This is a genomic window from Streptomyces sp. NBC_00086 (genome assembly GCF_026343255.1).
Taxonomy (GTDB): Bacteria; Actinomycetota; Actinomycetes; order Streptomycetales; family Streptomycetaceae; genus Streptomyces.
In genome coordinates, this window is sequence record NZ_JAPELZ010000001.1 from 5,985,706 (window position 1) to 5,997,914 (window position 12,209).

General features: G+C 71.4%; 7 protein-coding genes. 3 read left to right on the top strand and 4 right to left on the bottom strand.

The genetic code is table 11. The annotated features are described in order from the left end of the window. Nucleotides 1–85: 85 nt before the first annotated feature. From OG276_RS27150 to pulA, 3 genes are all read left to right on the top strand, one after another. Nucleotides 86–874, top strand: coding sequence for an aminotransferase class IV (locus tag OG276_RS27150; protein WP_266909319.1), 789 nt, complete (start codon nucleotides 86–88; stop codon nucleotides 872–874). Between the two features lie 807 nt (nucleotides 875–1,681). Beyond that, the gene (locus OG276_RS27155; protein ID WP_266913137.1) at nucleotides 1,682–3,322 is read left to right on the top strand and encodes a carbohydrate-binding module family 20 domain-containing protein; all 1,641 of its coding nucleotides are present in this window, start codon (nucleotides 1,682–1,684) and stop codon (nucleotides 3,320–3,322) included. A 95-nt stretch (nucleotides 3,323–3,417) separates the two neighbouring features. Beyond that, the gene (pulA, locus tag OG276_RS27160; RefSeq protein ID WP_266913139.1) at nucleotides 3,418–8,757 is read left to right on the top strand and encodes a pullulanase-type alpha-1,6-glucosidase; all 5,340 of its coding nucleotides are present in this window, start codon (nucleotides 3,418–3,420) and stop codon (nucleotides 8,755–8,757) included. 45 nt (nucleotides 8,758–8,802) lie between these two features. Here pulA and OG276_RS27165 read toward each other — a convergent pair whose 3' ends face one another. From OG276_RS27165 to OG276_RS27180, 4 genes are read right to left on the bottom strand one after another with little or no spacing between them, the layout of a single operon-like run. Then, nucleotides 8,803–9,348 carry a GNAT family N-acetyltransferase gene (locus OG276_RS27165; RefSeq protein ID WP_266909320.1) on the bottom strand — a complete coding sequence of 182 codons (546 nt, stop codon included), beginning with the start codon at nucleotides 9,346–9,348 and terminating at the stop codon, nucleotides 8,803–8,805. Nucleotides 9,349–9,387: 39 nt separating this feature from the next. After that, nucleotides 9,388–10,116 carry a TetR/AcrR family transcriptional regulator gene (locus OG276_RS27170; protein WP_266909321.1) on the bottom strand — a complete coding sequence of 243 codons (729 nt, stop codon included), beginning with the start codon at nucleotides 10,114–10,116 and terminating at the stop codon, nucleotides 9,388–9,390. 35 nt (nucleotides 10,117–10,151) lie between these two features. Continuing rightward, nucleotides 10,152–11,201: a PDR/VanB family oxidoreductase gene (locus OG276_RS27175; protein WP_266909322.1), complete on the bottom strand. Its 1,050-nt coding sequence runs from the start codon at nucleotides 11,199–11,201 to the stop codon at nucleotides 10,152–10,154. Beyond that, nucleotides 11,198–12,121 (bottom strand): metal-dependent hydrolase, encoded by a 924-nt coding sequence (locus tag OG276_RS27180; protein ID WP_266909323.1) that lies wholly within the window; start codon nucleotides 12,119–12,121, stop codon nucleotides 11,198–11,200. The genes OG276_RS27175 and OG276_RS27180 overlap by 4 nt, the downstream gene beginning before the upstream one ends. Nucleotides 12,122–12,209 lie beyond the last annotated feature (88 nt).

Sequence of the window (12,209 nt, forward strand, 5' to 3'; positions counted from 1 at the left end):
GCTTAGCGACTAACGACCGTCTGTGGCTGATCTGGAGAAGGTTCGAGGTCCGGGCGGACGAGGTGGTTGTGACAGCATTGCGCGAGTGCTGAGCATAGAGATCAACGGTCTGCCCGCAGAGGTTGAGGACGTGCACCGGGTCGCGACGTGGAACTACGGGCACTTCACGTCGATGCAGGTCCGCGAGGGGGCGGTGCCGGGGCTGGAGCTCCACCTCCGACGGCTGGCCGGTGCCTCTCTGGAGCTCTTCGGCGAGGCGGCCGAGCAGGACGACGTCCGGATCCGCGCACTCATCCGGCACGGGCTCGGCGACCGGTCTGATGCGTCGGTGCGGGTGAGTGTCGTTCCCGCCGTCGGCTCAGCGGGTCGTACGGACGTCATGGTGTCGGTCTCGGACGCCGTGGCCGACAGCCCACGGCCGGCACTGCGCGTTCGCACGGCGACGTATGAGCGCGACCTGCCGCACCTCAAGCACGTGGCGACGATGGGGCTCACCTACGGGAGGCTCCAGGCCCGCGAGGCGGGTTTCGACGATGTCCTGTTCGTCGGCCGGGACGGGTTCGTCCGCGAGGGCTCGGTGTGGAACGCGTCGTTCTGGGACGGGGAGCAGGTGCTGTGGCCCGAGGCCCCCGTGCTGCCCGGCATCACCATGCAGCTGCTCCAGGCCGGCCTGACCCGTATCGGTGCCATGTGGTCGACCCGTCGGCTGACAGTCGACGACTTTCCGGCACTTCGAGCCGCCGCAGCGAACAACTCTCATTGCCCCAGCCAGCCTCTGGCCTCCATCGACCAATTCGTCTTCTCCGACGAGGGTTCGGTCCTGACCGATGTCCTCAACAGGGCCTGGGCCTCGGTCCCCTGGGACGTCATCTGACAGCCGTATCGTCGTCCCCACGTCGTCAGACCGACCACCACAGCCAAGTACCCATGCCCCCGTCTAGATCAGCCACAGACGGTCGTTAGTCGCTAAGCTGAGTGGGACTGTGTAGCGATCTGTCGCGCCCACCGCCCCTGAGGTCCTTCTCGTCCACCTTGCGCTCTGGGTGGCGGTCGACGGTCACGGGAAGGGTGCCCAGACGCCCGGCCCTGGATGCCCGCATCGCCCCGCGCGTCCGTACCGGCTGAGGTCACGGTCCTGCCGGATCGGTGTCCAGATGCCCTCCGGCCGGAGGGGGCTGCGCATCTCAGACGAGGCCGCCCCTCCCCTCTCCTCCCCCCGGCCATTCCCCGGGGGGATCCCGGAAGTCTTGTGTTTTTCCGTGGTGGGACGGTCCGTCAAGGGTGGCCGAAGGCCATCGCGAAGCGACGCGACCGCAGGGAGCGCCCTTGACGGACCGTCCCACCACGGAAGGACGCTCGACTGCCGGGACGCCGCCCGGCACCCACGCAGCCAAGGACCGGCCCGCAGCCCAACCCACCCCCCACCCCCCGACCCCACCCGGAAACAATTCTGCAATCTCTTGCGCAAGGTCTTGCAGCGCCCCCGTCCGGCACCTACGGTCGCTGCAATCCCCAACTCGGCCGTGACCGGTCCCCACCCGGTCCTGCGCCTCTCCGCCAGGAGGAACACCCCATGCCCACCCGTGCCCGCGCCGCCAGAGCCGCCGCCGCGCTGCTCTCCGTATCCGCCGTCACCGCCGTGACCGCCCTCGCCCTCGTCGGGGGGTCCGCTCCCCAGGCCATGGCCGCCGCCCCGGGTGAGAAGGACGTCACCGCCGTCATGTTCGAGTGGCGGTTCGACTCCGTGGGGAAGGCCTGCTCGCAGAGCCTCGGGCCCGCCGGGTACGGCTACGTCCAGGTGTCGCCCCCTCAGGAGCACATCCAGGGGGCCCAGTGGTGGACCTCGTACCAGCCCGTCAGTTACAAGATCGCCGGACGGCTCGGCGACCGGACCGCCTTCAAGGCCATGGTCGACGCCTGTCACGCCGCCGGTGTGAAGGTCGTCGCCGACTCCGTCATCAACCACATGGCGGCCGGCGACGGCACCGGAACGGGCGGGAGTTCGTACACGAAGTACAACTACCCGGGCATCTACTCCGGCGCCGACATGGACGACTGCCGGTCCTCGATATCGAACTACCAGGACCGCGGGAACGTCCAGAACTGCGAGCTCGTCCAGCTCGCCGACCTGGACACCGGCGAGGACTACGTGCGCGGGCGGATCGCCGGCTACCTCAACGACCTGCTCTCCCTCGGTGTCGACGGCTTCCGCATCGACGCCGCCAAGCACATGCCCGCCGCCGACCTGGCCAACATCAAGTCGCGGATGACGAACCCGAACGCCTACTGGAAGCAGGAGGCGATCCACGGCGCCGGCGAGGCCGTCTCGCCCTCCGAGTACCTCGGCAGCGGAGACGTGCAGGAGTTCCGCTACGCGCGGGACCTCAAGCGGGTCTTCCAGAACGAGAACCTCGCCAACCTGAAGAACTTCGGGGAGGCCTGGGGGTACATGTCCTCCGGGCAGTCCGCCGTCTTCGTCGACAACCACGACACCGAGCGCGGCGGTGACACCCTCAGCTACAAGAACGGGTCCGCCTACACGCTCGCCAACGTCTTCATGCTCGCCTGGCCCTACGGCTCCCCGGACGTGCACTCCGGCTACGAGTGGACCGACCGCGACGCCGGCCCGCCCAACGGCGGCACCGTGAACGCCTGTTACACCGACGGGTGGAAGTGCCAGCACGCCTGGCAGGAGATCTCCTCCATGGTCGGCTTCCGCAACTCCGCGCGCGGCCAGGCCGTCACGGACTGGTGGGACAACGGCGGCGACCAGGTCGCCTTCGGGCGCGGTGCCAAGGCCTACGTGGCGATCAACCACGAGGGCTCGGCGCTGACCCGGACCTTCCAGACCTCCCTCGCGGGCGGCGACTACTGCGACGTGCAGAGCGGCCGCACCGTGACCGTGGACTCCTCCGGGCGGTTCACCGCCACCCTCGGGGCCGGGACGGCCGTCGCCCTGCACGTGGGTGCCCGCAGCTGCGGCAGCGGCACGCCGAGCCCGACGCCGACCCCCACCACGACCCCCGCCACCGCCGGTGCCTCCTTCGCCGTCAACGCCACCACCGTCATCGGCCAGAACATCTACGTCACCGGTGACCGCGCCGAGCTCGGCAGCTGGAACACCGGCGCCGCGCTCAAGCTCGACCCGGCCGCCTATCCCGTCTGGAAGCTCGACGTCACGCTCCCGCCCGGCACCGTCTTCGCCTACAAGTACGTCCGCAAGGACGCCGCCGGGAACGTCACCTGGGAGAGCGGAGCCAACCGCTCCGCCACGGTCCCCGCCAACGGCAAGGTCACGCTGACCGACACCTGGCGCAACTGACCCTCCCGCCCCACCCCGTCCCGCACCCGAGGAGATCCGCCTTGATACGCCCCGCCCTCGCAGGCGCCGCGCGAGTGCTCGCAGCCGCCCTGGCCGTGACGCTCCTGCCCGCCCTTCCCGCCGCCGCGGCGGCCGCCGCCAAGGCGCCACCGGCCCCGCCCTCGGACGCCAAACTGGCGGCCGAGTCCGCACGGCACGACCTGACCCGGGAGCAGTTCTACTTCGTGCTCCCGGACCGGTTCGCGAACGGCGACCCGCGCAACGACCGGGGCGGTCTGACCGGCTCCCGGCTGGAGACCGGCCTGGACCCGACGGACAAGGGCTTCTACCAGGGCGGGGACCTCAAGGGGATCACCGACCGGCTGGACTACATCAAGGGGCTCGGCACCACGGCCATCTGGATGGCGCCGATCTTCAAGAACCAGCCGGTGCAGGGGACGGGCAAGGACGTCTCCGCCGGCTACCACGGGTACTGGATCACCGACTTCACCCAGGTCGACCCGCACTTCGGGACCAACGCCGATCTGGAGCGGCTGATCGACAAGGCGCACAGGAAGGGGATGAAGGTCTTCTTCGACGTCATCACCAACCACACCGCCGACGTCGTCGACTACCGGGAGGCGTCCTACGGATACCTGTCCAAGGGCGCCTTCCCGTACCTGACCAAGGACGGCGTGCCGTTCGAGGACTCCACTGGGTTCGATTCAGGAGCGGCCTCCGGGGGCCAGGGGAAGTTCCCGAAGACCGACACGGACTCCTTCCCCCGCACCCCCTTCGTCCCCGCGGCGAAGAAGAACCTGAAGGTCCCGGCCTGGCTCAACGACCCGACGATGTACCACAACCGGGGCGACTCCACCTTCGCCGGGGAATCCTCCGACCAGGGTGACTTCTTCGGCCTCGACGACCTGTGGACCGAGCGTCCCGAGGTCGTGGAGGGGATGGAGGAGATCTACGAGAAGTGGGTCGAGGAGTTCGACGTCGACGGCTTCCGGATCGACACCGTCAAGCACGTCGACACCGGCTTCTGGACCCAGTGGGCCACCGCCCTCGACGCGTACGCCGCCCGGCAGGGCCGCAAGGACTTCTTCATGTTCGGCGAGGTCTACTCCGCCGACACCGCGATCACCTCCCCGTACGTCACCCGGGGCCGCCTGGACGCCACCCTCGACTTCCCGCTCCAGGAGGCGATCCGTTCGTACGCCGCCCAGGGCGCGGAGGCCGGCCGGCTGGCCTCGGTCTTCGGCGACGACTACCGGTACACCACCGACAAGGCGAACGCCTACGAGCAGGTCACCTTCCTCGGCAACCACGACATGGGCCGCTTCGGGACCTTCCTGAAGCAGGACCGGCCGGGGGCGGGGGAGCAGGAGCTGCTGGACCGCTACCGGCTGGCCAACGAGCTGATGTTCCTCTCCCGCGGCAACCCGGTGATCTACTCCGGCGACGAGCAGGGCTTCACCGGCGCGGGCGGGGACAAGGACGCCCGCCAGCCGCTCTTCGCCTCCAAGGCGGCCGACTACCTGGACGACGACCAGCTCGGAACAGCGCGCACACACGCGAGCGATGCTTACGATCCGGAGCACCCGCTCTACAAGCAGATCAGTGCTCTCGCAAAGCTGACGAAGGACCACCCGGCCCTCCGGGACGGCGTCCAGAGCGAACGTTTCTCCAACGGGTCGGCCTACGCCTTCGCCCGCACCGACACCCGCACGCGCACCGAATACCTGGTCGCCGTCAACAACGCCGCCGAGTCCCGCACCATCGAACTCGACGCCCCGGCCGGCACCCAGTACCGCACCCTCTACGGCGGCACGGCCCTCCTGCGCGCCTCGGCCGCCGGCAAGCTCACCGTCCCCGTCCCGGCCCTCGGCTCCGTCGTCCTCCAGGCGATCGCCCCGGCCGCCAAGCCCACCACCCAGCCCACCCTCACCCTCAAGGCCCCGGCCCCCGGAGCCACCGGCACCGTCGAGCTCTCGGCCGAGGTCGCCGGCGACCCCCTGAGCCGGGTCGTCTTCGCCGCCCAGACCGGCACCGGCAAGTGGCAGGTCCTCGGCTCCGCCGACCACGCCCCGTACAAGGTCACCCAGTTCATCGACCCGGCCACCGCCGCCGGCACCCCGCTGCGCTACAAGGCCGTGGTCGTCGACTCCGCCGGCCGCACCGCGAGCGCCCTCGCCGCGTCGGCCACCGGGCAGACCCCGCCCGCCGAGGTCCCCACCGCCACCCAGCGCGACTACGCGGTCGTCCACTACAACCGCCCCGACGGCGACTACACCGACTGGCGCCTCTATGCCTGGGGCGACCTCGCCGAGGGCGAAGCCACTCCCTGGCCCGCCGGCCACGACTTCACCGGCCGCGACGCCTACGGAGCCTTCGCCTACGTCAAGCTCAAGCCCGGTGCGAGCAGCGTCAGTTACCTCGTCATCGACAAGAACGGCACCAAGGACGTCGCCACCGACCGCACCATCGACGTGACGAAGACCGGCGAGATCTGGCTGGAACAGGGCAAGGAGCCCGTCCGCACCGAACGGCCCGCCTACCCGCCGCAGGACCAGTCGAAGGCCGTCCTGCACTACCAGCGCCCCGACGGCGCCTACGAGGGCTGGGGCCTGCACGTCTGGACCGGAGCGGCCGCGCCCACCGACTGGTCCAAGCCGATCCTCCCCACCCGCACCGACTCCTACGGCGCCGTCTACGAGGTCCCCCTCGCCGCCGGAGCCACCAGCCTCAGCTACATCCTCCACAACGGCGACGCCAAGGACCTCCCCTCCGACCAGTCGCTCGACCTGAAGAGCAACGGGCACGAGGTGTGGATGCTCGGCGGCAAGGAGAAGTACCTCCTCCCGCAGCCCGCCGGCAGCGCCGCCGCCCTGGACCTCGCCAAGGCCCAGGCCGTCTGGATCGACCGCGACACCGTCGCCTGGAACGCCCCGCCCGCCGCCGCCTCGCTCCAGCTCCTCGCCTCCCGCGAAGGAGCCGTCAAGGCCGAGAACGGCACCCTGACCGGCCGGGCCCAGTGGCTGCGCCTGGCCAAGACCGAGCTGACCGCCGCCCAGAAGCAGAAGTACCCGCACCTGGCCGCGTACGCCGCCTACACGGTCGACCCGCGCGACCGGGACCGCGTCCGCGAAGCCCTGCGCGGCCAGCTCGTGGCCAGTGCCCGCGCCGCCAACGGCGCCGTCCTCGCCGCCACCGGGGTCCAGCTCGCCGGGGTCCTCGACGACCTCTACGCGACCGGTGCGGAGAAGGCCGCCCTGGGCCCCGTCTTCAAGGACGGCCGCCCCACCCTCTCCGTGTGGGCCCCGACCGCCCAGCAGGTGAGCCTCGAACTCGACGGCCGCACCGTCCCGATGCGCCGCGACGACGCCACCGGCGTCTGGTCGGTGCGCGGCGACCGCGACTGGACCGGCAAGCGCTACCGCTACGCCGTCACCGTCTGGGCCCCGAGCACCGGCCAGGTGGTCCGCAACCTGGTCACCGACCCGTACTCCACCGCCCTGACCACGGACTCCGCGTACAGCCTGGCCGTGGACCTCGCCGATCCGAAGCTGGCCCCGGCCGGCTGGCGCGAGCTGAAGAAGCCCGCGCCCGTCCCCTTCACCTCCGCGCAGATCCAGGAGCTGCACATCCGCGACTTCTCGGTCGCCGACACCACCAGCACCCACCCCGGCCAGTACCTGGCCTTCACGGACACCGCCTCGGCGGGCATGCGCCACCTGCGCGAGCTGGCCGCCGCCGGCACCTCGTACGTCCACCTCCTGCCCGCCTTCGACATCGGCACCATCCCCGAGAAGCCCGGGGACCGCACCGAGCCCGCCTGCGACCTGAAGGTCTACGCCCCCGACTCCGAGGAGCAGCAGGCCTGCGTGGCCTTCGCGGCCGCGAAGGACGCGTACAACTGGGGCTACGACCCGCTGCACTACACGGTCCCCGAGGGCTCGTACGCCAGCGACCCGAACGGCACGGCCCGCACGGTGGAGTTCCGCCGCATGGTCCAGTCCCTGAACGGCGCGGGCCTGCGCACGGTCATGGACGTGGTCTACAACCACACGGTGGCCGCAGGGCAGTCCGACAAGTCGGTGCTCGACCGCATCGTCCCCGGCTACTACCAGCGGCTGCTGGCCGACGGCTCCGTCGCCAACTCCACCTGCTGCGCCAACACCGCCCCCGAGAACGCCATGATGGGCCGCCTCGTCGTGGACTCGGTGGTCACCTGGGCCAAGCAGTACAAGGTCGACGGCTTCCGCTTCGACCTCATGGGCCACCACCCCAAGGCCAACATCCTGGCCGTGCGCGCCGCCCTCGACGCGCTGACGCTCCAGAAGGACGGGGTCGACGGGAAGAAGATCGTCCTCTACGGCGAAGGCTGGAACTTCGGCGAGGTCGCCGACGACGCCCGCTTCGTGCAGGCCACGCAGCAGAACATGGCCGGCACCGGCATCGCCACCTTCTCCGACCGGGCCCGCGACGCGGTCCGCGGCGGCGGCCCCTTCGACGAGGACCCGCGCGTCCAGGGCTTCGCCTCCGGCCTGTTCACCGCCCCCAACGCCTCCCCGGCGAACGGCACCGCGGAGCAGCAGCGCGTCCGGCTCCTGCACGACCAGGACCTGATCAAGGTCGGGCTGACCGGCAACCTCGCCGCGTACGCCTTCACGGACTCCACCGGCCGAGCGGTCAAGGGCTCCGAAGTGGACTACAACGGAGCCCCGGCCGGGTACGCGGCGGCTCCCGGCGACGCGCTCGCGTACGTCGACGCCCACGACAACGAGACGCTCTTCGACGCCCTGGCGTTCAAGCTCCCCGAGGGCACCTCCACGGCCGACCGGTCCCGCGCCCAGGTCCTGGCCATGTCCGTGGCGGCCCTCTCCCAGGGCCCGGCCCTCTCCCAGGCGGGCACGGACCTGCTCCGCTCCAAGTCCCTGGACCGCAACTCCTACGACAGCGGGGACTGGTTCAACGCCATCCACTGGGACTGCAAGGACGGCAACGGCTTCGGCCGCGGCCTGCCCCCGGCGGCCGACAACCGCGCGAAGTGGCCCTACGCGAAGCCCCTGCTGGCAGCGCCCGCACCCGGCTGCGCGGAGATCGGCGGCGCCTCGTCCGCGTACCGGGACCTGCTGAAGATCCGTACGACGGAACCGGCCTTCGCCCTCACCACCACCGCGGCGGTCCAGGCGAAGCTGGCCTTCCCCCTGTCGGGACCCGAGGAGACCCCGGGCGTGATCACGATGACCCTGGGCGACCTGGTGGTGGTCTTCAACGCCGCCCCCACCGCCCTGACCCAGCGTGTTCCGGCCCTCGCGGGCACGGCCTACGCCCTGCACCCGGTCCAGGCCTCGGGTACCGATCCGGTGGTCCGCCAGGCGGCCTACGACCCGGCGAAGGGAGAGTTCGCCGTCCCGGCCCGCACGGCTGCGGTCTTCAAGCGGGGCTGAGTCCGGCGGAGTGAGCCGGCCGGGTGAGCCCGGCCGGCAGGCGGCTCAGGCCGAGTTGACCAGAGTGAGCTGGTCCAGCCGCTTCTCCAGCAGGATCACCCCGTACACCCGCCCGTCCTTGCCCTCCTTGTGGGGGAACTCCCCGACCACCCGGTAGCCCGCGGACTGGTAGTACGCGACCAGCCGGGGGTTGGTGGAGACGCAGTCCAGCCGCGCCCGTTCGCGGCCGGCCCTGGCGATGCGCCGCTCGAAGTGTTCGAGCAGCCGCCGGCCGGCCCCGGCGGGCGCGGCTTCGCGTTCGACCATGAGCCGGTGCACGTAGCCGGCCACGGGCGGCTGGATGCCCCAGGCGTCCTCGTCGGACCACCACAGCTCGTACGCCCCGACGGCGTGCCCGTTGCCGTCCGAGGCGAGCCACACCTCGCCCTCGCGCATGACCGCCCGGAAGTGCGCCGGGTCCTTCTCGCCGGGCTTCCACTGCTCGATCCCGTGCGCGGCCATCCAGCGGGCGGCCTGGTCGTACAGCGCCACCAGCGTGCCGGCGTCCTTCTCCTCGGCCTGCCGGAGCACGATCCCGTCGTCAATGATCACGCGGGCATTATTGCGCGTTATTCGATCAAGGACGATCCATCAACGCGGACCGGGCACCGAGGGGCCGGATCCCGTGGGAACCAGGGCCACCAGCCGCCCCACCAGCTCCCCGAACGGCCCGTCGGCCGGCTCGTCCACGAGGATCCGTACGAGGATTCCCGCCATCTCCGCGTCGTAGGCGGCGCTCACCGCGGCCAGCGCCGCGAAGTCGTGCACCAGCTGCAACTCCAGCTCGGCGCGCGGGATCCGCCGGCCGTCCAGCCAGATCAGCGCCGTCGACTCGGCCAGCGACACCCACGAGCGCACCACGAGTTCCAGCCGCGCGGGCGGGGCCTGCCGGTCGAGGCCCAGGTGCGAGAGGATCTGCTCGTACGCCGCCTGCCGCACCTCGTCGATCATCGCGTTGGCCCGGCTGCTGCCGACCGCCGGACCGCCCCGCATCAGGGCCGAGAAGCCGGGCCCGTGGTCGTCGACGAAGGCGAAGAACCGCCCCATGACCCGGAGCAACCGGGCTCCGAGCGGCCCCTCCCGGGGCTCCACGAACCGCAGCGCGAGCTCGTCGGCGGCCCGCCGCAGCGCAGCCTCGTAGAGGCTCAGCTTGCCGGGAAAGTAGTGGTAGACGAGCGGCCGCGATATCCCCGCGGCCGCCGCGATCTCGTCGATGGACACGTCGTCGGGCGACCGGTGGCTGAACAGCTCCAGCGCCACCCCGATCAGCTGCTGCCGCCGCTCCTCGACACCCATCCTGCGCCGCACCCCGGTTGTCATGCGGACACCCTACTGCGCAGCCCCTCGGCGGCCCCCTACAGGTCCAGGACCAGGCGCTCCGAGGCCGCGCGGGAGACGCACAGCAGCATGGAGTCCTCGCGTTCGCCGTCGGTGAGGAGGGTGTCGCGGTGGTCGATGTCCCCGGCCAGGACCCGGTGTTGGCAGGTGCCGCAGAAGCCCTGCTCGCAGGAGTACGGGGTACCGGGCAGCTCCCGGCGGACGGCGGTCAGGACGGATTCCGTCGCCGCCACCTCCACGACCCGCCCCGAGCGGTGCAGTTCCACCGTGAAGGCCTTCGCGTCCCCGCCCGCGGCCGCCGGGGAGAAGCGCTCCAGGTGGACCGGGGTGCCCGCCGGGGCGGCCGCCTCGACCGCCGCCATCAGGGGGGCCGGGCCGCAGCAGTAGACCAGGGTCCGCGGGCCCAGGGCGCCGAGCACGCTCAGGTCGGGGAGGCCCGCCTCGTCCTCGGGGACGACCGTGACCCGGTCCCCGTACCGGGCGAGTTCGGCAAGGAAGGGCATCGAGGCCCGCGAGCGGCCCCCGTAGAGCAGGGTCCAGTCCGCGCCGGCCGCCGTCGCCGCCCGGAGCATCGGCAGGACCGGGGTGATGCCGATCCCGCCCGCGACGAAGGCGTAGGACGGGGCCGGGACGAGCGGGAAGCGGTTGCGGGGCGGGCGGACCGGGAGCTCCGCGCCCTCCACCAGCTGGGCGTGCGCCTCGCGCGAGCCGCCGCGGCCGTCCTCGACGAGCCGGACCGCGATCGTGTAGCGGCCCAGGTCGGAGGGGTCTCCGCACAGGGAGTACTGGCGGACCAGCCCCGAGGGGAGCTGCACGTCCAGGTGCGCGCCCGGGGCCCACTCCGGGAGGTCCGCCGATTCCAGGGTCAGGGACAGCACCCCGTCCGCGGGCTCCGTACGGGAGACGATCAGTGCCGGGATCCACCGCCGCGGCGAGTACCCCGAGACCGGGGTCTCCAGCGCGGGCAGCGGCCAGAGGGGCGATCCGGAGTCGATGCGCCGGCCGATCGCCCGCTTCGCCAGCCATGCGGCGCCCGCGAGCGCGGTCACCGTGAGGGCGCGCCTCATCCGCGGGCACCGCCGTTCGGGCCGTGGGAACCGCCGTTGGCGCCGGGCGAGGAGGCCAGGTAGGCGACGGCCTGCGCCGTGGAGCCCTCCTGCGAGGGGTGGTACGTACGCGAGAGGTAGGTCGGTATCGACTTCAGCATCGCGCCCGTGGACGGCAGGGTCCCCTTGCGGCCCGAGCGGTAGAACTGGCCCACCGAGGCCTTGGACCCGGGCGGGAGTCCGGGGTCGTGTTCCATGAAGTAGCGCGATCCGCGCTGCCACAGGAAGACCAGCGCGGTGAAGGCCGTGGCCCAGGTGCGCGCCCGGCGGCGGTAGTTGCCGTCCAGGTGCATGAACAGGTCGAAGGCCACCGACCGGTGCTCGACCTCCTCCGCGCCGTGCCAGCGCAGCAGGTCCAGCATCATCGGGTCCGCGCCGCGCCGGTCCAGCTCGTCCGCGTTGAGCACCCAGTTGCCCAGGAAGGCCGTGTAGTGCTCGATCGCGGCGATCATCGCCACGCGCTCCATCAGCCACCACTTGCGGGGCTTGCCGGGCGGCAGGGTCCGGTCGCCGAGCATCTTCTCGAAGAGCCAGTCGATCTGCGCCGTGTAGGGCGTCGGGTCCAGACCCAGCCGCTTGAGGTGGGGGAGCACGTCGTCGTGCGCGCTCGCGTGCATGGCCTCCTGGCCGATGAACCCGACGACGTCCTCGCGCAGTCGCTCGTCCGTGATGTACGGGAGCACCTGCTTGTAGACGTGCACGAACCAGCGCTCGCCCGCAGGGAGCAGCAGGTGCAGCACGTTGATGGTGTGGTTGGCGAAGGGGTCGCCGGGCAGCCAGTGGAGCGGGGTGTCCTCCCAGGAGAAGGACACGTTGCGGGGCTTGAGATCCATGGGTGGAGACGCCACGGGGGCGGGCGACGCGGGCGGCGTATTAGACATGGCGTCAATGTACTGATGGGTAGAGGGGAGGGAAACCCCTCTACCGCCACTTCCTGCCGGCACCGGGCCGGGCTGGGAGCCGGGCCGG

Coding starts and splice junctions, on each gene's coding strand:
- OG276_RS27180 (WP_266909323.1), bottom strand. CDS start 12,121: ATGTCTAATACGCCGCCCGCGTCGCCCGCCCCCGTGGCGTCTCCACCC.
- OG276_RS27170 (WP_266909321.1), bottom strand. CDS start 10,116: ATGACAACCGGGGTGCGGCGCAGGATGGGTGTCGAGGAGCGGCGGCAG.
- OG276_RS27155 (WP_266913137.1), top strand. CDS start 1,682: ATGGCCGCCGCCCCGGGTGAGAAGGACGTCACCGCCGTCATGTTCGAG.
- OG276_RS27175 (WP_266909322.1), bottom strand. CDS start 11,201: ATGAGGCGCGCCCTCACGGTGACCGCGCTCGCGGGCGCCGCATGGCTG.